21 protein-coding genes are annotated in these 26,536 nt (G+C 27.8%); 6 read left to right on the plus strand and 15 right to left on the minus strand.

The window, feature by feature from the left end:
* Nucleotides 1-3: 3 nt before the first annotated feature.
* From BFL38_RS04225 to murA, 3 genes are all read right to left on the minus strand, one after another.
* Nucleotides 4-2,880, minus strand: a complete 2,877-nt coding sequence (locus BFL38_RS04225; RefSeq protein ID WP_069725875.1) for a methyl-accepting chemotaxis protein — start codon at nucleotides 2,878-2,880, stop codon at nucleotides 4-6.
* A 100-nt stretch (nucleotides 2,881-2,980) separates the two neighbouring features.
* A complete protein-coding gene (gene flgF / locus BFL38_RS04230; protein ID WP_069725876.1) occupies nucleotides 2,981-3,829 on the minus strand; it encodes a flagellar basal-body rod protein FlgF in 849 nt (282 codons plus the stop codon).
* A gap of 21 nt (nucleotides 3,830-3,850) precedes the next feature.
* Complete coding sequence (murA, locus tag BFL38_RS04235) at nucleotides 3,851-5,128, minus strand: UDP-N-acetylglucosamine 1-carboxyvinyltransferase (RefSeq protein ID WP_069725877.1); 1,278 nt, start codon at nucleotides 5,126-5,128, stop codon at nucleotides 3,851-3,853.
* A gap of 906 nt (nucleotides 5,129-6,034) precedes the next feature.
* Between murA and BFL38_RS04240 the strand changes: the two genes are divergently transcribed.
* The 4 genes from BFL38_RS04240 to BFL38_RS04255 all read left to right on the plus strand — a co-directional run bounded on the left by BFL38_RS04240 (nucleotide 6,035) and on the right by BFL38_RS04255 (nucleotide 9,229).
* Nucleotides 6,035-6,436 (plus strand): hypothetical protein, encoded by a 402-nt coding sequence (locus BFL38_RS04240; RefSeq protein ID WP_069725878.1) that lies wholly within the window; start codon nucleotides 6,035-6,037, stop codon nucleotides 6,434-6,436.
* A 138-nt stretch (nucleotides 6,437-6,574) separates the two neighbouring features.
* The gene (der, locus tag BFL38_RS04245) at nucleotides 6,575-8,074 is read left to right on the plus strand and encodes a ribosome biogenesis GTPase Der (RefSeq protein ID WP_069725879.1); all 1,500 of its coding nucleotides are present in this window, start codon (nucleotides 6,575-6,577) and stop codon (nucleotides 8,072-8,074) included.
* Between the two features lie 4 nt (nucleotides 8,075-8,078).
* Nucleotides 8,079-8,726 carry a glycerol-3-phosphate 1-O-acyltransferase PlsY gene (gene plsY / locus BFL38_RS04250; RefSeq protein ID WP_069725880.1) on the plus strand — a complete coding sequence of 216 codons (648 nt, stop codon included), beginning with the start codon at nucleotides 8,079-8,081 and terminating at the stop codon, nucleotides 8,724-8,726.
* A gap of 104 nt (nucleotides 8,727-8,830) precedes the next feature.
* A complete protein-coding gene (locus BFL38_RS04255) occupies nucleotides 8,831-9,229 on the plus strand; it encodes a hypothetical protein (protein WP_069725881.1) in 399 nt (132 codons plus the stop codon).
* A gap of 224 nt (nucleotides 9,230-9,453) precedes the next feature.
* On the opposite strand, the gene thiL is transcribed toward BFL38_RS04255, so the two are convergent.
* The 10 genes from thiL to BFL38_RS04305 all read right to left on the minus strand — a co-directional run bounded on the left by thiL (nucleotide 9,454) and on the right by BFL38_RS04305 (nucleotide 19,219).
* Complete coding sequence (gene thiL, locus BFL38_RS04260; protein WP_069725882.1) at nucleotides 9,454-10,398, minus strand: thiamine-phosphate kinase; 945 nt, start codon at nucleotides 10,396-10,398, stop codon at nucleotides 9,454-9,456.
* 260 nt (nucleotides 10,399-10,658) lie between these two features.
* Nucleotides 10,659-11,231 carry an RnfABCDGE type electron transport complex subunit G gene (locus BFL38_RS04265; protein ID WP_069725883.1) on the minus strand — a complete coding sequence of 191 codons (573 nt, stop codon included), beginning with the start codon at nucleotides 11,229-11,231 and terminating at the stop codon, nucleotides 10,659-10,661.
* A 2-nt stretch (nucleotides 11,232-11,233) separates the two neighbouring features.
* Nucleotides 11,234-12,331, minus strand: coding sequence for an RnfABCDGE type electron transport complex subunit D (locus tag BFL38_RS04270; protein ID WP_069725884.1), 1,098 nt, complete (start codon nucleotides 12,329-12,331; stop codon nucleotides 11,234-11,236).
* A 15-nt stretch (nucleotides 12,332-12,346) separates the two neighbouring features.
* A complete protein-coding gene (rsxC, locus tag BFL38_RS04275; protein ID WP_069725885.1) occupies nucleotides 12,347-13,654 on the minus strand; it encodes an electron transport complex subunit RsxC in 1,308 nt (435 codons plus the stop codon).
* Between the two features lie 51 nt (nucleotides 13,655-13,705).
* A complete protein-coding gene (locus BFL38_RS04280) occupies nucleotides 13,706-14,560 on the minus strand; it encodes a 3-oxoacyl-ACP synthase III family protein (RefSeq protein WP_069725886.1) in 855 nt (284 codons plus the stop codon).
* Between the two features lie 12 nt (nucleotides 14,561-14,572).
* Nucleotides 14,573-15,592, minus strand: coding sequence for a phosphate acyltransferase PlsX (gene plsX / locus BFL38_RS04285; protein ID WP_069725887.1), 1,020 nt, complete (start codon nucleotides 15,590-15,592; stop codon nucleotides 14,573-14,575).
* A 21-nt stretch (nucleotides 15,593-15,613) separates the two neighbouring features.
* Nucleotides 15,614-15,808, minus strand: a complete 195-nt coding sequence (rpmF, locus tag BFL38_RS04290) for a 50S ribosomal protein L32 (protein ID WP_008721874.1) — start codon at nucleotides 15,806-15,808, stop codon at nucleotides 15,614-15,616.
* Nucleotides 15,809-15,942: 134 nt separating this feature from the next.
* Complete coding sequence (locus BFL38_RS04295; RefSeq protein WP_069726057.1) at nucleotides 15,943-16,932, minus strand: ABC transporter substrate-binding protein; 990 nt, start codon at nucleotides 16,930-16,932, stop codon at nucleotides 15,943-15,945.
* A gap of 10 nt (nucleotides 16,933-16,942) precedes the next feature.
* Nucleotides 16,943-17,590, minus strand: a complete 648-nt coding sequence (gene trmB / locus BFL38_RS04300) for a tRNA (guanosine(46)-N7)-methyltransferase TrmB (RefSeq protein WP_069725888.1) — start codon at nucleotides 17,588-17,590, stop codon at nucleotides 16,943-16,945.
* 456 nt (nucleotides 17,591-18,046) lie between these two features.
* Nucleotides 18,047-19,219 (minus strand): hypothetical protein, encoded by a 1,173-nt coding sequence (locus BFL38_RS04305; RefSeq protein WP_069725889.1) that lies wholly within the window; start codon nucleotides 19,217-19,219, stop codon nucleotides 18,047-18,049.
* 116 nt (nucleotides 19,220-19,335) lie between these two features.
* Here BFL38_RS04305 and BFL38_RS04310 point away from each other — a divergent pair, with 116 nt between their 5' ends.
* Both BFL38_RS04310 and BFL38_RS04315 read left to right on the plus strand, forming a co-directional pair.
* Nucleotides 19,336-20,403 (plus strand): hypothetical protein, encoded by a 1,068-nt coding sequence (locus BFL38_RS04310; protein WP_069725890.1) that lies wholly within the window; start codon nucleotides 19,336-19,338, stop codon nucleotides 20,401-20,403.
* Between the two features lie 13 nt (nucleotides 20,404-20,416).
* Nucleotides 20,417-20,749 (plus strand): cell division protein ZapA, encoded by a 333-nt coding sequence (locus BFL38_RS04315; RefSeq protein ID WP_069725891.1) that lies wholly within the window; start codon nucleotides 20,417-20,419, stop codon nucleotides 20,747-20,749.
* 58 nt (nucleotides 20,750-20,807) lie between these two features.
* Here the strand turns inward: BFL38_RS04315 and BFL38_RS04320 are convergent, their stop codons facing one another.
* Nucleotides 20,808-22,493, minus strand: a complete 1,686-nt coding sequence (locus tag BFL38_RS04320) for a restriction endonuclease (protein WP_069725892.1) — start codon at nucleotides 22,491-22,493, stop codon at nucleotides 20,808-20,810.
* A 22-nt stretch (nucleotides 22,494-22,515) separates the two neighbouring features.
* Entirely contained in the window at nucleotides 22,516-26,319 is a 3,804-nt protein-coding gene (locus tag BFL38_RS15750) for a BspA family leucine-rich repeat surface protein (RefSeq protein ID WP_083249375.1), read from the minus strand.
* Between the last annotated feature and the right edge of the window lie 217 nt (nucleotides 26,320-26,536).

Consider the following 26,536-nt stretch of genomic DNA (forward strand, 5'->3'; position numbering starts at 1 on the left):
CATTTACATATTAAACATTTCCGGATTTTTAAAGTCTTCTTTAAGCATCTCTAATACATCATCATCTTTTTTAAATTCATCATTTTCATTCTTGAACTCTTCCTCAAGACTTCTAAGTTCCATATCCATTCTTTCATCTACAGTATAATTTTCCGGATTCTTATTAACATTTTCATTTTTATCTTCTTTTATATCATCAGCATTTGTAATAAATTTACTCATAAGCTCATTAAATTTGACAAATATTTCATTTAATTTATTTGTAGCAGTATAGAATTCTTTATTACCTTCAACAGTTTTTACAGAAAGTTCATTCAAGAAACTCATAGCATGCATAACTTCTTTAGCACCTGAGCTATTAGCTTCAATTATATCAGAAACTTCTCTAGTAATCTGGTCAAGTAAAGTAATTTGACTATCAACCACATCACCGCTGTTCATCTGTTCTTTTACGCTGTCTTTAACTCCTGTAGTAATATTATTCAAGTGTCTTATAGTTTCAAGTATATCTCTTCCTCCGACCTCTAATTCACTGTTTGCGGTATTAATTTCAGAAACAACTCTTGCAGTATTTTCTGACATATCAAGTATATTATCAAGAGACTTACCGCTGTTGCTTGCAAGTTCTACTGTTTCTTCTATTCTCTTAGTAATAGCTTTAATGATGTTTGTAATAGATTTTGTATTGTCTGCAGTATGTTCTGCCAAAGATCTTATTTCATCGGCAACTACAGAGAAACCTCTTCCTTGTTCTCCGGCATGTGCTGCCTCAATAGCTGCGTTCATAGCGAGAAGGTTAGTCTGTTCTGCGATACCCTGAATAACGTTAACTATCTCTTTAATTTGATCTGAACTTTCTTCAATACCTCTAACAGCCTCAATAACTTCATCTACAGTATCACCGCCGTCATGTGCATCTACAAGAAGTTTTTTAGAGAAACTATCTGCTTTATTAACACTTCTTGCCACAGATGTAATATTAGATATCATTTCCTCAATAGAAGCAGAAGTCTGTTCTACTGCTGATGACTGACGCTCCATATTATCATTAATCTTATAGATTGTCTGCAAAAGCTCTTCTACAGCAATAGAAGCTGATGAAAAAGCATGCTTTTGCTGATCTGTAGAACTAGTAACATTTTGTATAGAAGTAATAATATTATTAACACTTGCTACGCTTTCAGTGATGCTTGAGCTTTGATCATTTATTCTATTTGTGTTTTCATCAATAATTTTTTCTATTACTTTTATCTCTTCAAATACCCTATAACTTTCTACTTTTAAGTCTCCTATAAGATTGTCTAAGCTAGATAAGAATAAATTAAAGTTGTAAATCAAAAGACCTATTTCATCATTATTTTTTGAAGATATTCTTTTTCTTAAATCTCCGTTTCCGCCTAGAAGCATTTTTGTAGATTTATTTGCTTTGTTTATTGAAGATAGAAGTATTTTCAAAATAATTAAATAAACACCAAAGAATAAAATAAATATAGATATAAATATATAATTAAATATTGTTAAATTCATATTAGAATCTTTTATTACAGTATTTATATCTTTATAATATAGACCAATCACTTTTAATTCTTTTATATATGAAATTATAGCAATAGATTTTTTTCCTCCTATGTTAATAGGGTAAAATATTTCAAATGTATTATTGGCTCCGAATGATTTATCAAAATTTTCTATATTTCTAACAAGTTCCGGTGATGATGACAATATTGAAGATGAGTTTTCAGCTATATATCGGCTGTCATAACTAAGTATCACATCTCTTTTTACTGTTGTATAATAAATATAATTCCATTTAGAAAGATTATAGTTATTTCTTATTACATTATTTATACCTTCCATTCCTGTTTCAGATATCAGATATCCAATATCTTTTCCGAATAATTTTAATGGAGTATAAGCAGATATATATATATTATTTCTATCATAAACATTTATATCTAAAGTTACAAAATTATCTTTTATTTCATTTTCTAAGAAATTATGAATAGCTAAGGCATCTGATGCTCTGCTGCTGTATCTGTCTGTAGTAGGATCTTTTGATATTGTTACAGAATAAGGAAGATCCGTATCTATATATTCCTGATTTATATTAACAGAGATTGTATTATATTTATTTTTTAAAGTATTGTTTATATATCCTATTCTATCAACAATAGAGTTTTGTATATCGTCTTTTGAGATTACACTTTTATTAGAATAAATATTAAGCACTGATTCAGAATAAGTCATCATATCTGATTTTATATTATCATTAATTCTTTTTATATTATCAGAGACAGCAAGAATTTCATTTAATATTGAATTACTGTAATTTTTCAAATAAACATCTTCCTGTACAGAAACATAATTCATAAGAAAAGCTAGTATTATAGTAGAGAAAAATAAATATACTATAAGCCCTAATTTAGCTATAAGAGGTATATAAAAAGTGGATATGTTTTCATCTAATTCAAAATCTTTGGACATTATTTTAAATAAAAACATGAATACGCATGATAATAAAACTGCATTTATAGTGGCATTGAATAGAGCCAATGTCATAGTATGTATGAATATCTTATTTATAAGAGAGTATGTAACAATTTCTATGACGCTTCCTATTAGAGAAATAATAAAAAATATTAATATAACCCTGCTTGCCAATCTTATATCAGAATTTATTTTCCAAATTTTTAAATACTTAAATAGGAATATAAAAGATATCACAGAAAAGACTATCTTAAGCCCATAAATAGTCGGCATTTCTTTATATATAAAAAATAACGCTATATTCCAAATAACAATATCCACTAATAAATATAATGGAATACTTAAAATTTTTAGCTTTCTAATAACATGTAGTTTTATCTTTTCTGAAGCCATAATATCCTCTATCAAATAAATGCAATTAATATAATATTATACATTATCGTTTATTTTTTATCAAAATTTATCCATAAAAAATGAAGCACATATTAAGAAATTATACTCTGCCTACCTCATTAATTACTCTGCCTACTAATGTGTCATGAGTAGATATAGTTTTGGAATTTAATTCATAAGCTCTTTGAACCTCTATCATTCTAACCATCTCATTTATAGGGTTTACATTGCTCATCTCTAAGAATCTTGATAATACTTTAGGTCTGTCAACGCCTTTTTGTGCTATATATGCAGGACCGCTTATATCTGTATCTACCCAGAAAGATTCGCCTTCTTTTTTTAGATATCTTTCATTATCAAAACGAACTATTTTTAAAGTATCAAGTATCTCTTCATCTTCCCATTCATTATCATTAAACTGTACAAATGTATTGCCGTCCTGATATCTTCTATTGATGCTTACTCTTCCTTCTTCATCTATATTAAAGTTATTAGTTTTTATCTGTATATATCCGTTTTCACCCATAACTTTATAGCCATGTTTAGTTACAAGATAATGATCTTTATCTATCAAAAAACTTCCGTTTCTTGTGTATCTCTCACCATGAGGGGTTTCTACAGCGAAAAATCCTTTATCTCCCAAAGCTATATCAAGCTGATTGCCTGTTTCTCTCAATGAACCTTGTTCCCATTCTGTGAAAACTTCATTTACTTCAACACCTGTTCCCATTCTTCCTACATAAGGTCTGACATCTGTTGAACCAAGCGGAAATATTACTACTCCGTCATCTTCTGTTCTTGCTGCCATCATCTCCGGAAAAGATTTGAAACTTACTGTATCTCTTTTAAATCCAGGTTTATCAACATTAGCCAAGTTATTAGCTACAACATCAAGTCTTGCTTGTTCGGCCATCATGCCGCTTGCACCTGTATAAACACCTCTTACCATCTTAATAATCCCCCTAATTTATTATAATATATCGTCTTTTTCTCTTTTTGTATCTATATTAATAGATTTTAATTTTTCTTCTAAATTTTCATAGCCTCTTTCTATATGATAAATTCTATGAACATTAGTAACACCTTCAGCTATAGCTCCGGCAGCAACCAAAGCAGCCCCCGCACGCAAATCGCTTGCCTGTACATCAGCTCCTGAAAGTTTCTTTCCGCCATTAACCACTATATCAGAAGTATTGAGTTCTATATCTGCTCCCATACGAATAAGCTCTGGAACATGGCTAAATCTGTCTGGATAAATACCCTCTATAAGTTCGCTTTTACCTTTAATTGTGCAGGCTAATGTAGTATATATTGCCTGCAAATCTGTTGGAAAACCCGGATATGGCAAAGTTTCTACTTTAAAAGGTTTTAATTCTCTATTAGATGCATCAATCTCTATGGTTGTATCTGTAGTTTTTATATCGCAGCCTATATCTGAAAGCAAATCAAGTACAAAGCTCAAATGTTTAGGCTCTGCATTTTCTAGTTTTAATTTTCCTCTTCCAGCTGCTGCTATCGCTAAAAAAGTACCTGTTTCTATTCTGTCTGGTATAACCGTAAACTCGGCACCATGAAGATAATCTACACCTTCTATAGTAATAGTATCAGTTCCTCCTCCTGTTATTTTTGCTCCCATAGCATTAAGCAAATCAACTAAATTTACACATTCAGGCTCTTTTGCAGCATTTCGTATAATAGTAGTGCCTTTTGCTAAGGATGCCGCCATCATGACATTATCTGTTCCCAACACTGTAGGGCCGAACTTACCAGACAAATCCATATCAGCACCAATGAGATTATCTTCTACTTTAGCATCAATATATCCTGCTGTTATATCTATTTTAGCTCCTAATGCTTCCATTCCTTTTAAATGCAAATCTATTGGTCTTGGTCCGAAAGCACAGCCGCCCGGATATGATACTCTGCAATGCTTTCGTTTGGCTAGAAGAGGCCCTAATACTATAATAGAGCCTCTCATTTTTTTTACTAGTTTATAAGGAGCTTCTTCACTTTTTCCATTATGAGATATTATTACAGTTGTATTATTCTTAAAATCAACTTTCTTTCCTAAAGGCTCTAATATATCTATAAGAACATGAACATCTACCAAATCTGGTACATTATGAAGTATTACAGGCTCATCTGTTAGAATAGATGCCACAAGCAAAGGAAGTGATGCATTTTTTGACCCTGATACCTTTAATACGCCTCCTATATTCTTTGAACCTTCTATCACATATTTATACATATATTTTCCGCCTTTTAAAGAATAAAAATTCTGCTTTTTTTATTTTCGGTATAATGAAAAATGCCTTGATAAATTTTATCTACATATTATGTAAATATTATATATCATAATCTAAAACGCACGGTAAATAGGCTTAAATATATAATTTAAATTATAATTATTAATCAATAGCATTTTTAATATCATTAACTCGTGCGGTATATTCGCATCAAATTTAAAAAAAACTTGGGTGGGTGCTTACAGATGTTATTTAAATAGCAAAATAATATAAAGCTAAAATTTAAAATTAAAGTAATAATTCTAAAGGGCGGGGAGTGAGAAAAAATTTTTAAATTTTTGGTCTTTGTTCTAATTCCCACCCTCTAGGCTTATTATTTAATACTGAATTATAATATCTATTTTCCTTTTTATTTTTATATAATTTGTTAACGCCCGCCCAAGTTTTAATTAGATTTTGAATTTATTTAACGCACTCATTATTTATTTTTAAAATATAGCAAAAATTGTATTGTTAATAGATTTATATTTTTTACTTCATTTACCGTGCGGTGGACAGGCTATCAATTTAAATAAATCTAGGGTGGGTGCTGTGATTTCTAGGTTAAACAATAAAGAACTATAAAGCAAAAATAACAAAATAAATTAAAAAGCCTAGAGGGTGGGCAAATGTAATTAAATTAAAAAAACTATTTACATACCCCCTTTATCCTTAAATACTTTATTCTGCAATTTTTATTTATATTTTCTTCAATACCAATATAGAAATATTAACGCCCGCCCAAGAGTTTATTAATTTTTTAACCTATTTCACATATTAACATAATATTTTTTATAAATTTGGTTTTAATAAAAATATAATTATGATATAATGTTGAAATAATTTTACAGGAGCAGGAATATAATATTATGACATACATTAAATTGAACAAAGAATATAAAGATGAAATAGTATATGAGACTATGCTAAAAATGGGATTCTTACATTATTTTAATACTAACTATTATTACAATAATAAAGGTATTCAATTCAAAAATGATGCTGAATATACATTTATAGGTTTATTTTTATCATTTGACAATGATATACTTACAGTTAATCATAATCATAGCTTTTTGTATTTATCAGAATTTTTAACTAAGCATAATATAACTAAATTAACAGATATAGAGCCTTCTTCCTTAATTGATGTAGAATATGAAGGAAAAGATCCTTATTACTGTTTTGCAAAATTAAATAATATCACACAAAAAGTTATTATTACTTTTATAGCCGAATTTGATAGAATTTATAATAGTATTGCAAAATAAATAAGATAATAAAAAGTTATAGGGGATATTATTTTTGTCTTCATAATATATTAGAAAATAAAAATATAAAGCTCAATAGCAATATATTAAAAATTATGATATTATTAACTCTAATCATAATATAAAAGGCTTAATTAAATGATAAATATAGCTATACTAGGAAGACCTAATGTAGGTAAATCCACATTGTTTAACAGATTTGCAGGAAGAAGAAAATCCATAGTTGACCCTACAGCAGGAGTTACCAGAGATATAAGTATAGCTAAAACATATATCGATGATATAGCATTTAATGTTTTTGATACAGGCGGACTTCTTGATGTAAGCGATGATACTTTAAATGAAAAGGTAAGAGAAAAAGCATTAAAAACAGCTTTAGAAGAATCGGATATACTCTTATTTTTGGTAGATGCACATCAAAGCCACCCTGATGACAGACATTTTATTAATATAATAAGAAAATCAGGAAAACCTATAATACTAGTAATAAATAAAGTGGATGCTGACTCTCATAATAATTTGGTAAGCGAATTTTATTCATTAGGCGTAAAAGATGTATCTATAATAAGTGCTGAACATAATAACGGTATTGATGATTTAAGAGAAAAAATACTAGAAGTTCTTGAAAGAAACGGATTTGATTTGGAAGCTGAAAGAGAAATATCTAAAAATAATAATTCTGATAATGATGAAGATGATGATACAATAGAAATTGAAAATATAGATGAAGATTTTGAATATTATGATGATAATCCAGACGAAGAAGATGAAGAAAGTTATAATGATAAAAAAGAAAAATCAAAACAATATAAACTTGATGAATATATAGCACAAAAGAAAACAATCAATATAGCCATAGTAGGAAAACCAAATGCAGGAAAATCCACTTTATTAAATACATTGATAGGAAAAGACAGAAGCATAGTTTCTAATATTGCCGGTACTACAAGAGATGCTATAGATGAAACATTTAATTTCAAAAATGATGATATTTGTCTTGTAGATACAGCCGGAATAAGAAAGAAAAAAAATGTTAATAGTGATATTGAATACTATAGTGTAAACAGAGCGATAAAAGCTATAGAAGCATCGGATGTATGCATACTTATGCTTGATGTTTTTGAAGGGCTTACAGATCAGGATAAAACTATTGCCAATCTTATTATAGAAAGAAGAAAAGGAATAGTAATAGCTGCGAATAAATGGGACATAAGAGATAAAGGCACTACTTGGAATGATTATGAGGCATATATGAAAGACACTTTTCCTGTTCTTAATTATGCTTTTTATGCCAAAGTATGTGCCAATAGAAAAAATGATGCAGAAAAACTTTTATCTTTAGCTGTAAGAGTTGCAAAGACGAGAATGCAGAGATTTGAAACGCATGCTCTCACAGAAACTATGGTAAGAGCTACTAGGGAATACTCTATATCTGCAGGCGGAAATCCTTTTAAAATTTTCTATGTTGTTCAGACAGGTATAAATCCTCCTGCCTTTGCTGTATTTTGCAATCATCCTCATAAATTAAATTCGCATTATAAGAGATATTTGGAAAATAGATTTAGAGAGATGTTCGATTTCAGAGGAACACCTATTATACTCAATTTTAGAAAAAGAGGTAAAAAATTTGGAGGTTAAAAATATGATAGTTAAAATTATAGTAAGCATACTCGTTTCATATATAATCGGAGCAATACCATTTTCATTTATTATAGGAAAAATAAATGGACATGATGTAAGAAAAGAGGGAAGCTGCAATCCGGGGGCAAGCAATGTACTTCGTGTATGCGGTAAAAAGGCTGGAATAGCTGCTTATATTTGCGATATAGGTAAGGGAATGATAGCTGTATTAATACCTTCTTTTATACTTTCTAATATTATTTTTACTCATAGCTATATATTAGTGGCTTGTGCTGTTGCTGCTATATTAGGACATGTATTTTCTATATTTTTAGGTTTCAAAGGCGGTAAAGGTGTCGCAACTAGTGCAGGTTCTATGTTTATGCTTGCACCTGTAAGTTTAATTATTACTATGGTATTTTTCTTTATTGGTTTATTTGCTTCAAGAAAAACTGTTGCTATAGGTTCAACTTGCGGAGCTATTGCTTTTCCTATAGTCTTGAGTCTTTTGTATTTTAAAGCTAATTTTTTATACAGAATATTTTTTAATATAAACTATATTATTCTTCTTCCTATAGCGATACTTCTTGCAATATTTATTATAATAAAGCATATACCTAATTATAAAAGAATGCTTAAAGGCGAGGAAAATAGTTTTTCTAAAAAATAATAATCAGAAAAAATTATATTTTAATTTTGATAAAGTACTATTTACAAATTCATAAAAAATATTAATATTGTTTTTTATAAAATAAATTATTCAGAGGTTAAATTATGAAACATTGTATTAAAATTATAAGTCTATCTTTTATATTTTTATTTATTTTGAGCTGCGGAAATAATAACGATTCAATAGTAAAATTAGATAAATACATAGGCAGATATGAAGGAGTCTTGAATACAACTCAAAATACTAGACAGCTTATAACCAATAAATGCACTTTAATTGTTAATGAAGACAGTTCTATAGATATTACTATAGAAGGCGGAAATATATATGACAGCAGAGTAAGCATATCAAAAGAAGAATTAACTAAAGTTTCAGATGCTTCATATACAGCAGAGAAAGATGGAAAAAAATATTCTTTTGCTTTTTATGATACTTACATGAATTTAATGATTGTAAATACTGATAATTCAACATCTGACGGTAAACTTTCAAAAATTAATTAACCGCACGATAAGCTGATTTTTATTTATTGTTTTAATTATAATTTTTATTAAACATATATTTAAAACTTTGTTCTGCGTGCGGCTTGAGTTTGCAATAAATTTAAAACCCACTTGGGTGGGAAGCAGAAAATTCTAATTAAGCAAATAAGAAATGAAAAACTTATATTTAAATTAATGTTATAAGTATAAAGGGCGGGGAGTGTAATAAATATTTTAAACTTAATTTAAAAATGTACAAATCCTAATGAATCAAAATTAATTTCTTTATTGTTAGAATCGATGAATCTTATATATTTATTTGAGTATTCCTTTACTTTTCCTATTTTTATCAAATTATTTTCTTCTGGTATATTGTCTGAAGTTGTAAAAATTACAGCATAATCTTCTCCTCCCGTAAGTATAGATTTTAATATTTTTTTATTATTATTAAAAAATCTATTTACTAAATACCAATTAGAAGATTCATATATCTCTATGGTCTTATTCGAGTTTTCAGCAATATGAGATGCATCCTGCAAGAGTCCGTCGCTTATATCTATAGATGAGTTTATTTTGTATTTATTAATAATCTCCTGCCATTTATCATAAAAAAGTGTAGGTCTTAAATGGGTTTTAATGCTTTCATCGTTATAGTCATAATTTCCAGATAAAAGTTTTTTAAGTCCTAAATCGCTTTCTCCTACAAATCCAAGCACATAAACATTATCATCATTTTTGGCATTGCTTCTTAATATGGATTTGTTTTTATCTATAGTACCAATTAATGTTACTGAAATGAAAAAAAAGTCATTTGATGAAGTGGTATCTCCTCCTGATATTTCTATATTGTATGGTTTGCATGCTTCTAAAAAACCTCTATACCATTCTAATATATTTTCATCATTAATTTTTTTAGGTATTGAAAGAGATATGAATGCATTTGTAGGATTTGCTCCTTTGCATATTATATCGCTGATATTCGCCTGAGCTGATTTATATCCTATATCATAAAAAGAATAATAATCTAAAGAGAAATGTATATTTTCTACTAATATGTCAGTTGTAACTAAAATATCTTTATCAGCACTTATATTTTTTATAACAGCACAGTCATCACCTATATTTAAATTATTTGTATTATTATATTCTGTTAATTCTTTTATTTTTTCTATAAGTTTGAATTCATGCATGTTTATATTTCCGTAACATTTTCTATGATTATAACATATATAGTAAAAGTTTTAAATATTAAAAATTTTATTCTAACTCCCAGCCCTTTATTTTTTATTATTTTATTTTCACTTTTTTATTTTTATTTGTTTTTTTGTTTAATTAGAAAAAAGATTCCCACCCTAGCTTTTATTAAATTTATAGTGAGTAATAGTTAAAATAAAAAAAGCTTATAAAATGCTTAACACTTTATAAGCCTTATTATTTTAATATTTAATTATCAATTTTTAAATAAATTAACAGCCTCATCTTTAGCACTATTAACAGCATTAACAACCGAAGTAGAAGATATAGTAGCACCGCTTATAGCAGCAATTTGAGCTTCAGCTGCTTCCTCAGGCTTAATTCCTTTTACAACAGTTAAAGGAACTATTGTACTTTGCTCTTTGAATTGATCTCTAAAGCTATTTTCAATAATTTTAGCACCAAGTCCTGGAGTTTCAGCTTGTTCAGTAACTACTATAGCAGTTATTTTATCAACATTAGCATCAAAACCAACAAGCACTTTATTTTCACCATTGTATCCTCCTGCAGAAGAAAGCATAGCATAACCAACTACAGTACCATCGGCTTTTTTACCTATGTAGTAAGGATAAGCAGAATTATCAGTTAAAGGACCTTCTAATTCATCAGCACCTTCAATAACAGTTTTAACGCCATTAAGTACAGTTTTTTCATTGTTAGCTAAAATATCTTTTTCAAAAGAAGAATATACAAATGAAAGCAAAAAACCAGCTAATAATGCAGTAATTGTAACAGAAATAACGGCAGTATAACCAACCTCTTTTTTCATAATTATTTACCTCCTTCTTTTTGAGCATTAGCTTTATTGATATTAATTAATTCTCTTTTTCCAACAGGTAAAGGACGAGTAAGCATAGCAATTAAAGGCATGAACATATTTCCTATAAGTATAGAATACATCATATATTCCGGAGAGGAACCAAAAGTTCTTAATACAGCAAGTACAGCTCCTATTAAAAGGGCATATATCCAAGCTCCTACATGACTAGAAGGGCAAGTAACCATATCAGTAGCCATAAAGAAAGCACCAAGTCCGAAACCGCCTGCTAATACTTGATATATAGGGGAAGCCACTTTACCAGGCATAGCCAAACAAAGAATCAAACTCATAATAACTAAAGAAATAAACATTCCTAAAGGTATTCTCCAATCTATAGTATTGGTAATTAGGAGGAATATTCCGCCTATTAGAAGAAGCAAGAATGAAGTTTCACCTATAGCACCGGCAGTACTTCCTAATAACATTTGCAGATAATAGTGTGATTCTATTTGTATTTGAGAAGCTAAAGAACCTCCGAAATCAATAGCATTATATTTTAAGAAAGTTAAAGGAGTAGCAGAAGTTAAAGCACTTACAGCATCTAAAGACTGAGTTGCACCTGAAACAGTAAGAGTTAAATCTTTAACTATATTTTCAAAAACACCTAAGAAAGGTACATTTTTAGGCGGAGTATACATACTCATCTGAGCAGGGAAAGCTACCTGTAAGAAAGCTCTTCCAACTAAAGCTGGGTTGAATATATTAGAACCCAAACCTCCAAAAACCTCTTTAGCAAATACTATAGCTATAACACCTCCTATAACAACCATTGTAATTGTAGAATTAGGAGGAAGAGTCATAACCAAAAGTATAGCAGTAACAACAACAGCATAATCAGGAATTAATGGTTTTTTTCTTGCTTTTTTGACAATTACAGTAGCAAGTATACAAGTGATAATTGAAGCTAAATATAAGGCAATAACCCTAGCTCCAAAGAGCACTATACTATATATAACTGCAGGTAGGAGAGCTATAATAACTCTCATCATAATCTTATTAGTAGTATCTCCATCTTTAATATGAGGAGATGATTCAGTATAAAATTTCATTATCTTATCTCCTTATTATCTTCTTAATAAATCTTTTCCAAATCTAATCCACTGCACCAAAGGAATTTTTGAAGGACATATATAAGAACAGCAGCCGCATTCAAAACAAGTTGCTATATCTAAATCATTCAATTTATCTTTGACTTTTGCTTTAGCAGTATGTGCAATTTCAGTAGGAGATAATTTAAGCGGGCAAGCATTACCGCATCTTCCGCATTTAATGCAAGGATATTCAACTTCTTTCGGTAATTTATCCTTATTTAAGAATAGAAGCGAGTTAGTACCTTTATTAACACATTGTTCAAGATTAGGTATAGCTGCTCCCATCATAGGACCGCCTGAAAGTATAAGGACATTTTCAGCAGTGATTCCGCCGCATTCTTCAACGACATGAGAAATAGGCGTACCTAAAGGAAGCCATATATTTTTATGTTCTTTTATGGCATCTCCTGATACTGTAACAAGTCTTTCTATAAGAGGTTTATTTTTAGCTACAGCTTCATATATAGCATAAAGAGTAGCGATGTTAACAACTATAACACCTACATCCATAGGCAGTTTACTAACAGGTACTATTCTTCCTGTAGTAGCTTCTATGAGCATTTTTTCAGCACCTTGAGGATATCTAAGTCTTAAAGCCATAACCTCAACATTATATTCTTTTCCCATTTTAGCCATTTCTTCTATTGCTTTAGGCTTATTATTTTCTATACCGATAATCGTTCTTTTTACTGAAGGAATTATTTTTCTTAAAATTTCAATACCTTTGAAAAGATGCTGAGTATATTCAATCATAAGTCTGTAGTCGCTAGTGATATAAGGTTCGCATTCAACTCCGTTAATAATTAAAGTATCAGCATTTCCCTTAGCGGCTCCATCAACTTTTACATGAGTAGGGAAAGTAGCACCTCCCATACCAACTATACCAGCCTGCTGTATTCTTTTAGACATTTCTTCTACAGGCATAGACATATAATCAGAATTCTCAAAGTAAGCTAAATTATCAGCATTACTATCAACATTGATAAGTAAAGCATTAGCTCCGCGTCCTAAAGGAGGAGCAGCAATTTCTACAGATGCAGCAGTACCTGTAACAGAAGAATGAACATTTCCTGATACATAACCTCCAGCTTCTCCTATAAGTTCGCCTTTTTCAATTTTATCCCCTTTATTTTTTAACATTTTAGCCGGAGCACCAATATGCTGTGCCATAGATATTAGGACGGTTTTAGGGGGCTTGGATAGAGCAGATGAAGCAATATCGGCTGTATCCTTACTGTCATGCGGATGAACTCCGCCAAAACGAAATCTACCTAAGTTCATATTATCAATCCTTCACTCAATTAAAAATAAATACTATTTTTTAATTATAAGTTAATTTATAGAAATAACAGCTACAGATTTGGTATAACCGCTTCCATAACTGCATATAGCTACCTTACTGTTTTTCTTTATAGAACCATCTTCTAAAGCCATAGATAATGCCACACCAGATGAAGCACTTAAAGATGAGTGAGCATTTTCCATTTTAGAGTATACTATATCTTTGCTTACTGAAAGAGCATCAACAAAGGCATTGTATGCATTTGGGCTTGAATAAGATGGTATATATAAATCGGGATTTATATTATTAGATGATAATACATCTTTAACATAAAGACCGGCTTTTTTAGCTTCTTCTTCAAAAATACTGCTGTCTTTTATAGAAATAAAATGTTCTTTATTAAGAATGCCTTCTTTAGTATAAGGTTTAGCTGTTCCGCCCATAGGTATATAACAATTTTCTAGAGCATTTCCGTCTGTTACTGAATCTATAAAATCTATTTGAATATCTGATTTTTCATTTGTTACTAAGGCTGCAGCACTTGCATCATCGAATCTATTTTCATCATCACATATATAAAATGATTCTGAAGCAACTACTAAAATATTTTTATATCTTCCGCTTTTAACAAAGGCATAAGCGAGTCTTAATGCTGATAAAAAGCCTGTAAAATCACTTTCTATATCAAAACAGAAAGCATTCTTTGCTTTAATTTTTCCTGCTAATATACAGGCTGTGGAAGGATAAATATAATCTTTAGTAACTGTAGCACAAAGAATAGCATCTATATTATTTGGGTCTATGTCTTTTATTACTTCATTTATTGATAGTAGGGCTAAATCTGAGGCTGCCATATTGGTTTTATTGTTTTTATAAGTGCCTTTACAAGATTTAATATAAACCATTAAAAAAATCCTTTAAAAAATTCTTCTTTTAGCTCCTGAGTCATAAAGTTCTTTAGCTATTTTTTCATTTATTTTGGCATCTAAAAATCTATACATATTTAGTACAGCATTTTTCATACCTACACCGCTGGTTTTGCCATGTCCTACAAAAGCTCCGCCATTTAAACCTAATAATATAGCTGAACCATAAGAATCGGAACTCATTTTTGATTTCAAATTATTAAATACAGGTTTCATCATAAGCCCGCCCATAACACTAATAGGATTCTTCTTAACTTCTTCTTTTAATAGATTAACAACAAAAGAAGCTGTTCCTTCTATAGTTTTTAATACTATATTTCCATCGAATCCGTCAGTTACAACAACATCGACACTATCAGATTTTAACATATCATTAGGCTCTATATTACCTATGAAATTAATTTTTTTCATTTTTTGAAGACGCTCAAATGATTTTTTAGCATTAGCGTTTCCTTTAGAGTCTTCTTCACCTATATTTAAGAGTCCGACTCTAGGATTATCTATCTTTAAATATCTTTTAGCAAATACTCTGCCCATAACGGCAAATTGAACTATATAATCTGTAGTGCAGTCAACATTTGCTCCCATATCCAACATACAGAACTCGCCATTTAATTTTGGAAGTGTAGATATAAGAGGCGGACGCATAACGCCTTTTAAGCGTCCTATTTCAGTAAGAGCTGCGGCTAAAGTAGCACCTGTATTTCCCGGTGAAAAGAAACCATCTGCTTCTTTCTCTCTAACCAAACGAGCAGCCAATAAAACGGAGGCATTCTTTTTATGTTTTATGCCGTTAGCAGGACTTTCATTCATATCTATTATTTCATCTGTATGTCTTATATCTATACGATTATGATCATATTTAGTTTTAGATAAGGTTTGTGATATGTTTTTTTCATTGCCTACTAAAATTAAATTAATATCTTTATTTTCTTGTAGGGCACTAACAGCACCTAATACTAGTTCTTCAAGAGGCTTTTCTCCGCTGGCTACATCTATGGCTAAATTCATAACAACTTCCTAAAATTCGTTTTATCCGGCATTTTGAGTTTTTGGAGCTTTGATTACTCTATCTTTATAAAAACCGCATTCCGGACAGATTCTATGAGGCATTCTTTCTGCTCCGCATTGAGGACAGATTGATAATGAGCCTAAGAATCTTTTATCGTTGGCTGCTTGTCTTGATCTTTTTTTTGCTTTCGATTTTCTATGCTTTGGTACCGCCATTTTTTTCTCCTTATATTTAAATGTTCAAATAAATTCAAAAATTAAGATAATTATCGCTATTATACGATACAAATTTTAGACTATAATACTATGAAGAATCAATTTTGTCAAGCAAAATTAACATAATATATAATCTATTTTCTTATAACTTTTCCATCTCTTATTACTATAGAACTTTTATCTAGTATTTCTTCCGTAAATTCTAGATTGTACTCTTTGGAGATATCTTCATTAATAAGAATCCTGTATGAATCAGATAATTGTACAAAATTTAGTCCTTCTGTTTTACCATTATTATTTATTACATCATTAAGAAGCAATGCTAATTGTCTGCCTAAGTAATAATAATTGAAATCTAATGAGAATAATATTGCTGAATTTACAGCTTCTGAAATATCAGTATTTATCAAGGGGATAGAATATTTATCACATAAATGTGCTATAGAATATATATTTTTATTTATATATTCTTCATCTGCTAAAATCATATAGTCTATATCTTTGAATTTGATAATATTTTCTATATCATGAGAATTAAAATCTTTTTCTGTCTCCAAAGGATAATATATTATATTCTCATTGCTGCAATATTGGCTAATATGTTTAGATATATTAGCTGACATTACTGAGTTTTTAGTGTATAAATAGGCAATACTTTTAACATTGTTTTCAGAAATGATTTTTATATATTTGGTAATATCTAAATTTATATAAACACCTGTAATATTATTATTTTGAATTTCATTTCTGCTTATATTACTTAATGATAAATTATCAAAAGAACCAGCAAATACTATAGACTGCGGGACTATTATATTCATAGATAGTAAAGTAGCATTTTCTCCTATAATTACTGCTATACTAGAGTTATCATCTCTTACATTATTAGCAGTTCTTATTATTGATAATTCATCATTATCCAATTCGTAAAAGTTAATTTGAACATCCATTTTATCAGATGATATTTGATCTAAAAGTCCTTTTTCTATAGAATTATATTTTCTGGAATTTTTTTCTTTTATTATACTTATAATAGTGGTTTTTTGTGAGGTTTCTTCATTGCCGCATGAAACTAAAAAAAGAATTAATAGCAATAATATAATTTTTAAGTTATTAGTTATCATAGATCTATTTTTATATCTTTTTAGAGTGAGCAAAGAAGTATATATTATGACCTATTGCTCTCATTTTCTCCTCATAAAGTGTAATGCCGTAGCCTTCTAATCTATTGGTATAATCTGATGATAAAGCATTCTTAAATATTAATGACTCTTTATAAATAGGATTCATTATTTCTAATGCATAATTATCATCATCTGTAACTGAATAGAATATACCATCATCTTTAAGTAAAATATTCATCTTACCCAAAAAATCTTCAGTAAATATTCTTCTATGAGCATGTTTTTTCTTCGGCCAAGGATCGGGAAAGTTTAAATATATTTTATCAAAATAATATTTGCCGTTTAGATATTTATCTATTACATTATTAGCCTCGCCGAATATAATAGTTAGATTTTTTATATTTCTTTTATATGCTTTTGATACTGCTTTTTTAGCAGCTTTATACGAATATTCAATTCCTATAAAGTATTTATCTTTATTATTCATAGCAAGCTCTACTATAAATTTGCCGTTGCCGCATCCTATTTCTAATTCTATTATTTCATAACCTGATAATCTGTTTTGCAGTTCTTTTGCTATAGCAGAACTATCTTCTGAATTAAAGTCATCTAATAAATATTCTTTTAATATTGATTCATCAAGATTTAAATTTCTCAATTATATTCCTCATTACTAATATTTTACTTGAATGATATATTACTTAATTTTTATGTCAATACTTAATATATTAAAGCATTATAATTTTATACATGCGGTGTTTACGCTGAAAATTTAAATAAATCCTGGGTGGGCAGCTAATAAATGTGATATAAATAAAAAAAGAAATAAAAATTAGAAATTAAAAATCAATTAAAAAGCCTAAAGGGTGGGCAAATGAAAATAAATTTTAAAACTTTAATTACATACCCCGCCCTTTATTCTTTACAGCGTATTTTTTATATTTTAATTTAAATTAATTTTACTGCTTATTTAGAAATGTTAACGCCCGCCCAAATTTTATTTAAATTTTAAAATCTATTTAACGCACGATTTACTATTTCTTTTATAATAGATTAAACTAAATTAATAATGTAATTAATTATAAAATTTAGTTTACCGTAATAATATTTTTAATTAAAATACAGCTTTCATAGCAATATAGTATCTTCCGTCAGTAGATCCTTGAAATCCAAATGAAATAGGATCAAATTTTATATAAGCAGAATATTCTAAACAGAATAAATCTTTTTTAGGATCAAATCTGTAACCATGATTATAATTATTGTTAACAGGTATATAAAATAGAGGTCTCAAAGCAATATTTATCATTTTCCATTCAAGTCCAAGTTCAAACCTTAAATAATGGGCATCATTATCCCTCCAAGTATATTCACCCAATAAGTTTAGCCATAAATCCTTATTAAGAAATGGAATTCTTCCCATACCGGATAATTGCACCAAATGATGAGTATAATATTCCTTTTCATCGTTAATATTATTTGGGTGGGTATTATATCTGCTTTTAAAATTGTCAGGAGAAAGAGAATTTTTATTATTATATTGATAAAGAAACTGAGCTCTGAAATAGTCGCCGTTAATTTTGAAAACAGCGGCCAATGGATTTGAATCTTTAGAAAAACCTTGCGAATAAGATAATTCATAATAAGAACCTATAAATCCAGCCCTAAAACCCATTTCATTATTAACTCTAGGAAGATACCAATGCGGAGCAAAATTTGCCGATTCACTGTCAATAACAGAAGGCAAAAGCATAAATGTAGAACCATTAATATCATTAACAGCCTTCATTCTAAAAGATAATAATATTCTAGTTAAAGTAACAGTTTCTATACCAGCATCATATAAACCTATACTTCCTGTGGCATAATCTTTATTAAATACATCAAATTTAGAAGTCATAGTTACAAACGGAGTTGCAGAGAACATCCAATCAAAGTGGAAACTTTTACCTACAGATAAATACATGTCAGGCATACTGAAATGTCCGTCTTGTAAATTAACGCCTATTAAAGTATTCATGTGTATTTCTATAGTAGAAAGTTCATATAATAGTCTTGATGGGAATGAATTTTTTAATCTATTTTCTCTTTTATGACTTTCATGTATATAGTCAAAAGGCATATAACTTTCTGTAGGTCTTTCATATTCTATACCTATATAAGGCCAAACATCTACAGCACCTTTCAATAGATTTTGTTCTTTCTCGGTATATGGAGATTGTCCGTATATTATTGGAGTGTATATCAATATTAATGGCAGAACAATAAATTTTAATATATTCTTCATAAAAACCTATTTTTATATTATGTTGTATAGATTATATTGTATCATATAAATAAAAAATTGACAATTGAATTTATATGTGATATAATTTTTAATATATATTTTTTTGGGGGGAAAATTTGAAAGAATTTACAATTTTAGAAGAAAAATTGAAAGATATTTTAGATGAATACCAATTAATTTCATTTGATAATAAAGAATTATACCAAGTTATAGAACAGCTGAAATCAGAAAAAGAAGAATTAATAAACAGTTTGAAAAATGTCAAAGATAGTTTCAATCTTTTAAAAGAAGAAAAAACTATATTAGAAGCTGATAAGAGAAATGCTACTGATAATTATAATTCTATAAAAGAAGATAAAGATAATTTAATAAAACAATTAGAAGCTACTAGAATAGAAAGAGATACTCTTAAATCTAATTTGGAAAATATAGAAAAAGATTCTATAACCTTAATAGAAGAAAATGACAATCTTAAAAAAGAATTAGAAAAAGCAATAAGAGCTATAGATTCTCTAAGCAAAGAAAACAATGATCTTAAAGAAAAATTAAGCATTCTGATAGAAAGAATAGACAATGTTAGGAAATCTAGTTTTGAATCTAAGAAATCTCATCATTCAGCTATTATTCATAATGCAGAAAATACCACTCATACTGATTTAGTTAACAATGCTGCATCGGTTAATAATGTAAATGCAGTTCATAATAATGAAGAAAATAATAATAAAGAATTAAAAGAAACTGCTAAAGAAATTAAAGAAGAAGTGCAAAATGCTGAAAATGAGTTTGCAAGTAATTTAGAAGAGCCTGATGAAGAAAATCCTTTTAAAAGTGATGCTCAATTATCTGATGAATATGAGGAGTATAAGTCTGAAAATCAGATTAACAAAAGCAGCGATATAAAAGAAGTAAATGAAGTAAAAGAAATAAAAGAAGTCTCAAATGTGAAAGTTACAGAAGATGAAGATCCATTCAGTAATGCTTCAGATGCTAGTTGGGATAATGATATCAAAAATGAAGAGGCAGCAGAAAATAAAACTAATGATGCAGCAGCAGAAAATATAGAAGAAATTGATGATAAAAACGGCAAAGAAGATAATTATGAATTTGATATAAATGAAGATGATCAGTATATGTTTGGCGATGATGATGAGGAAGAATTTTTCTTTGATAATGAATCAAAATAATAGGTAAATAATTATGGATGATATTACTATTGTAGAGGTTAATATATACGGAAGAATGCTAAGCATAAAATCTCAAGAGGGTAATGCTGAATATTTAAAAGAAGTTGCAGAATTTGTTAATGAGAGTATGAATGATATAGCAGAGCATTATGGTCCTAATTATCCAAGAGATACTATAGCCATACTAGCATGTCTTAATATAGCAGATCTCTTAAAAAGAGAAATAGCAAATAATAAAGCAGGAAAAGATACATTATTAGCATTAAAAGAAAGCATAGCTTCCAGGTCTAATGAACTTATAAGACTCATAGACGAAACTAAAGATATTAATAAGGAAAAACAATAAATTTATAATTAGTATTAATAAATAAAGGACTGATAATACATCGCCTTACATTTTATTATTATATTTTACTATCTCTAAGCATATAATTAAATTGATTTCTTGTATAAACCTTAATTTTATTATTATGAGTAGCATAACTTCTGGCACTATTTGTAAGCTCAAGAGGCAGAATTAATATTCCATTTTTTGCCCCTGCCTCATTAATAAGAAGTATAAAATCTCTAATGACAAGTTCTCCAACTTCAGTATTTCTCCATCGTTTGAAAGATATTAAAGTCAAGTCTTTTTTACTTTTATTTGCGGCAAATGCCAAATAATTAACTTCATCTCCGTAATCATAATCTATTAATTTTTCATTATATTCCTGCACAGCTGAATATAAAAGTTTTTTTTGTATTATATCCTGACATATACTTTTGAAAGATGACAAACTTATATCATAAATTTTATCTACTTTCTTACTGCTTACATTTTCTATAGTAGCATTATTTTCATTTATGTTGCATTCTAATAATATTTTTTCAATATCTACACTTCTTTCTATTTCTATTAAATTTAATATTTTGTCTAAACTATTGAAAGAATCCTCCCACAAACTTACAGCATTTTCCCAAGATTCTATATACTTAGCATCAACATATTTTTCATAATTTTCTTTTATATATTTATCATTGTTATTTAAGAGCATATCTCCTCTTAATTTCTTTAATTGAACTTCAGCTTTTGCAATAGCAGATAAATAATTAAATATACTATCCAAATCATATATGCTGAATTCCGGATCATTGAATAATTTTATATGCTCAAAATAACTTATAGCACTATTAATATCTTTGATAAAATAATTATAAAACCCAAAATCTAAAATAATAATAGTTTCATCTTTTTTTATTTCATTTATTTTATACTGTTTAGAGTATTGATTATATAAATTGATAAAAGCTTCATTATCATCTGATTTATATAATATATACAAATATATTCTGTTTATAAAGAATCTATATTTATAATCATTCTTAATTGTTTTTGATGATAATATAGATTCGGCAAAACTTCTTGCACTGTTAATTTCATCATTTATAATATATAGTGAAATTAGTATTTTCTCTATCAATATCATTTCATCATAGTCTTCTTCAATATTGCTTATATTTCTGCTTAATCTCTTATGAAGTTCTTCAAGCATAGAAATAACTTTTTTATACTCTTTATTTATAAAATAGGATATAGCAGCTATTTTAAGCTCATATATTTCAAAATCATTTTTATTATTTAAAACTCTATTAAAATATTCTGAAGCTAATTTATAAGCACCTTCTTTTCCAAGTTCAGTAGCTGCTTTTATAGAATAGTATGTATTATTAATATCTATCTGAGCTATTTTTAAAGTATATTTTAAACTTTCTTCTCTATTATCTAATTTGCTGTATAACTCTTCAAGTTTTTTATATATATTCAATTCTTCTCCTTCAAAATATTTAATATTAAGAAGTTTTTCATATTTTTCTATAGCTTTTTCTGTCATATTGTACTGTTCTTCTATTACAGCTAATTCATATATTGCATTATAATCTTTAGGATTCATCTGTATTTTTTTCTCGAGTTCATCTATCTTCTTTTTTATGTCTTTTGGTTTATATGTCTTATTGTTTCCTCTTATTATAGTTTTTAAGAAGAAAATGATTCCTAATACTATTATTATAGATACCGGAACTATGATTATATAAGTGTAAGAGTCAAGCATAATATTATCCTATATTTAGTAATTATTTTACAAAATTATTTTTTAAAAATGAATTAAATTGGCTTCTTGTATAAACGGTAATTTTTTCATTATGTTTTGCATAGCTTTTGGCACTATTTGACAATTTCACAGGAAGAATTAGTATACCGCTTTTTGCCCCAGATTCATTGACCATAAGCAAAAAATCTCTAATGATAAGTTCTCCTACCTCAGTGTTTTTCCATCTTTTTATTGAAATTAAGGTTAAATCCTTTTTATTTTTATTAGTAGGGTATGCCAAATAATTAACATCATCTCCATACTCATAATTTATTATATTATCTGAATATTCCTGCAATATAGAATATGATAATTTATTTTGAATTATATTCTGGCAAAGTTTTTTGAAATTACTCAAACTTAATGAATATATAGTATCTATATTTGTAATTCTTTTCTGCCTATTATCATCATTTAATTGTTTCTCCATATTATATTCATTTAGTATTTTATCAACATCAATAGTATTTTGAATTTCTACCAATGAATTAATATAATCAAAATTATAGAAATTTACTTCCCATAATCCCAATACTTTTTCCCATATTGCTATTAATTCACTATCAATATATTTATCATATCTTTCATTTACATATTTTTCATCATTTAGTTTCATAGCATTTCTTAATTTGCTCAATTGAAGTGATGCTTTATTAACTTCATTAAGATACTGCAGTATTTGATCTAAATAATAAACACTGTATTCCAATTTATGAAAAGAATTCAATTTTGTGAAGAATCTTATAGAAGCATTTATATCTTTCAAGAAATATGAATAAAATGCAAAATCAAATATAAGCCCCGCATATTTATAATCTGCCTCTTCTAAATTATATAAACTAATTATATTATTATACATTTCTCTAAATCTTTCATTATCAGATAATTTATACAATGTGTACATATACATCTTATTAATATATAGTTTATGCTCTTCGCTTATATTTTTATTTGATAATATTTGTTCTATGAATGCAATTGCTCTATTAAGCTCATCAGCCGATATGTACATAGATATCATTAATATTTCAAGATTATCAATTTCTGATGCATCTATTTCTTTATCATTGAATATTTTTTTGTATAATTCTTCCAAAAATATTATAGACTTTCTATAATCTTTAATCATAAAAAACGATAATGCAGCTGTTTTTGCCTCTTCTATATCTATATTTTCTTTTGATACTATCACTTTATTAAAGTATTCGCAGGCAAGTTTATATTTACCTTCTTTTCCGAGCATAGTACCTAATTTCATAGCATAATAAATATTATTAGGTTCAGCTTTTTCGATTAAAAGAGAATATTTAAAACTTTTTTCTTTATCTCCTAATTGAGAATATGCCGGCTCTAATTTTTTGTATATTTCAATTTCATTAATATCATTATCTGCAAAATATCTCTCTTTTATAAGTTTTTCATATTTATCTAATGCATTATTAAAGTCGCCGTATTTTTCTTCAAGCGTAGCTAATTGATAAATAGAGTCCAAATCATTTTCATTTTCTTCTATATTCTTCTGCAATTCTTTCATCATCTTTTGTATGTTTTTCTGTGGCTTGTTTTTTTTTTTTGAAAAAAAATTTTTAATTATTATAATTGTAGATATTAATATAATGATGAATATTACAGGGCTTGCCAAACCTATAAAACTATTATCATCAATTTTTAATTCTTCATCTTCAAAGTTTGAATAACTCCCGTCGCCTGAATATCTGAAAGTAGTTATAAAATTAGAATCTTTGTCATATAAATTCCATATTAAAGATGAAGCAAATCTATTCATCATAGCATTATTAATAAAAATCTCTTTGAATACATCATAACTGTATTTCTCTCCGCTTGCTAATAAAATAGCTAAAGCATAAGAAGTATCTTTCATAAAAGAAGGAATTTCTTTTCTTAATTTTGTTACTTCTTCTTTTAAATCCTCATCAAAGTTTTGGGGAATCTTTTTTAATTCTTTATTATTTTTCATATCAAAAATACTCAAAGAATAATCACTATTCAAAATTAATTTATAATTTTTATTCAACTCTTTTTCACCTTTAGAATTAAATCCGAAATCAGATGAATATCTTAATTGGAACTCATTATAGCTAATATCCATTTTTTTCATCACTTCTTCAATTAAATTATAAGCCTCATAACGAACTTCAGATTTTTTTGTATTTGAATATATTTCATATAATAATCTAAGTGCATATTTACTTTGCATATTTAATTTAATTATTAAAAGTGAAAGTTTTGTGTCATGTTCTTTTTTATATATATTTTTTATGGCCTCATCTCCTCCGTATATAGCATATATAAAAGCAGCTGTTTCTTTATTAGTTTCATCATAGATATTTTTAGCAAAATTTACAAAAGATTCTTTATCAAGTAAATTAACGATATTGTCAACCTGCATTAATCTTTTAACATCTCTTTTAAGAAGCAAATATTCTAAATATATATATTTTAAAACTTTATTTTCAACTTCTCTTGATTTATCTTTTATTAAAACCTTATAATCATTTATAAAGCTCACCTTTTTATCATCTTTTTTATTATAATTGTTTTCCACATACTTTTCTGCTTCTTCTATAGTTTTGAAATTATAATTATCTGTAACAGATGAAAGCTCTTCGCTAAACTCGCTTTCTAATCTCTTCTTTAATGACAAAATTTTTTTATTTGTGTCTTTTGATATTAAATCATATACTTCTTTTACATTCTCTTTTGTAATAGTTAAATAATCTTTATAAGAACCATAAAAAGCCTGAAGATACGCTTTAATTTTTAAAGGCAGTTCTTCATACTTTCCAAAGCATAAATTACTCATTTCTGATACTTTATTTAAATCCCAATTTGCTAATGAATCAAAACAATTATAACCTTTAGCAAAATCAAATATTCCAAATATCGTTTTTAATTTTTTTGTATCCCATTTATCAAGAGGCTGATTAAAAGCTTCAGTACTGCGAAACATAGATTCCATAGTTTTTACATTGGATACATTCCAGCTATTTAAAGGCTGATTAAAGCTGTCACATTGACTAAACATCTCATTCATATTTTCAACCTTTGAAGTATCCCATTTATCTAAAGGCTGATTGAATTTAAAAGCACTTCTAAACATACCCTCCATAGTTTTTACTTTAGATACGTCCCAATCATTAAGAGGCTGATTAAAATTAACACATATACTAAACATATAACCCATATCTTCAACTTTACTAACATTCCAATTGCTTATATCTTGATTAAACGCTTTAGCATAATTAAACATAGCTCTCATAGTTGTAACATTAGAAACGTCCCATTTATCTAAAGGCTGATTAAAACTTTCCGCCACCTGAAACATACCGCTCATATTTGTTACATTGGATACATTCCAACTATTTAAAGGCTGATTGAATTTTTTACAATTATCAAACATTCTAAACATATCCTCAACATTAGAAACGTCCCATTTGTCTAAAGGCTGATTAAAATCATTACAATAATAAAACATGAAACTCATATGCTTAACTTTGGATACATTCCAATTATTAAGATTACGATTAAACTTAGCTTTAGAACGGCTTTCAAAACTATCATAACTCATATATGCAAACATATATGACATATCTTCAACATTAGAAACATCCCAATCTTCTATTCCTTCAAAATCTTTTCTGCTGCTTTTATAAAAAAGTTCGCTCATATCCGTAATAAGACTTGTATCTACATCATAGAGTTTTATTCCGTCAGTATATACTAATTTTTCTAATTCTTGTTTTGTTTCAGGTTTATATTTCTTCATATATTCTCCTTAATAAGTTTACATAATTTTTAGCTGTACTCGTAGTATAATATATATTGTGTAAATTTTCTATATAAAATATAATTTTATTTTTTCATTTTATTCTGAAGAGAATGAAATTAAAGCATAAGCTAATTTTATTTGATAAATTTTTATTATATGATTTTAATAAAAAATTAATAAAATGATATACTTTATGAATTTTATTATAATTTTA

Source organism: Brachyspira hampsonii (assembly GCF_001746205.1).
In the GTDB taxonomy this organism is placed as follows: Bacteria; Spirochaetota; Brachyspiria; order Brachyspirales; family Brachyspiraceae; genus Brachyspira; species Brachyspira hampsonii_B.

What these genes read in the sequence shown, in the direction of transcription:
- BFL38_RS04225 (WP_069725875.1), bottom strand. Translation starts at nt 2,880, where the DNA reads ATGGCTTCAGAAAAGATAAAACTACATGTTATTAGAAAGCTAAAAATT.
- flgF (WP_069725876.1), bottom strand. Translation starts at nt 3,829, where the DNA reads ATGGTAAGAGGTGTTTATACAGGTGCAAGCGGCATGATGGCCGAACAA.
- murA (WP_069725877.1), bottom strand. Translation starts at nt 5,128, where the DNA reads ATGTATAAATATGTGATAGAAGGTTCAAAGAATATAGGAGGCGTATTA.
- BFL38_RS04240 (WP_069725878.1), top strand. Translation starts at nt 6,035, where the DNA reads ATGACATACATTAAATTGAACAAAGAATATAAAGATGAAATAGTATAT.
- der (WP_069725879.1), top strand. Translation starts at nt 6,575, where the DNA reads ATGATAAATATAGCTATACTAGGAAGACCTAATGTAGGTAAATCCACA.
- plsY (WP_069725880.1), top strand. Translation starts at nt 8,079, where the DNA reads ATGATAGTTAAAATTATAGTAAGCATACTCGTTTCATATATAATCGGA.
- BFL38_RS04255 (WP_069725881.1), top strand. Translation starts at nt 8,831, where the DNA reads ATGAAACATTGTATTAAAATTATAAGTCTATCTTTTATATTTTTATTT.
- thiL (WP_069725882.1), bottom strand. Translation starts at nt 10,398, where the DNA reads ATGCATGAATTCAAACTTATAGAAAAAATAAAAGAATTAACAGAATAT.
- BFL38_RS04265 (WP_069725883.1), bottom strand. Translation starts at nt 11,231, where the DNA reads ATGAAAAAAGAGGTTGGTTATACTGCCGTTATTTCTGTTACAATTACT.
- BFL38_RS04270 (WP_069725884.1), bottom strand. Translation starts at nt 12,331, where the DNA reads ATGAAATTTTATACTGAATCATCTCCTCATATTAAAGATGGAGATACT.
- rsxC (WP_069725885.1), bottom strand. Translation starts at nt 13,654, where the DNA reads ATGAACTTAGGTAGATTTCGTTTTGGCGGAGTTCATCCGCATGACAGT.
- BFL38_RS04280 (WP_069725886.1), bottom strand. Translation starts at nt 14,560, where the DNA reads ATGGTTTATATTAAATCTTGTAAAGGCACTTATAAAAACAATAAAACC.
- plsX (WP_069725887.1), bottom strand. Translation starts at nt 15,592, where the DNA reads ATGAATTTAGCCATAGATGTAGCCAGCGGAGAAAAGCCTCTTGAAGAA.
- rpmF (WP_008721874.1), bottom strand. Translation starts at nt 15,808, where the DNA reads ATGGCGGTACCAAAGCATAGAAAATCGAAAGCAAAAAAAAGATCAAGA.
- BFL38_RS04295 (WP_069726057.1), bottom strand. Translation starts at nt 16,932, where the DNA reads ATGATAACTAATAACTTAAAAATTATATTATTGCTATTAATTCTTTTT.
- BFL38_RS04305 (WP_069725889.1), bottom strand. Translation starts at nt 19,219, where the DNA reads ATGAAGAATATATTAAAATTTATTGTTCTGCCATTAATATTGATATAC.
- BFL38_RS04315 (WP_069725891.1), top strand. Translation starts at nt 20,417, where the DNA reads ATGGATGATATTACTATTGTAGAGGTTAATATATACGGAAGAATGCTA.
- BFL38_RS04320 (WP_069725892.1), bottom strand. Translation starts at nt 22,493, where the DNA reads ATGCTTGACTCTTACACTTATATAATCATAGTTCCGGTATCTATAATA.
- BFL38_RS15750 (WP_083249375.1), bottom strand. Translation starts at nt 26,319, where the DNA reads ATGAAGAAATATAAACCTGAAACAAAACAAGAATTAGAAAAATTAGTA.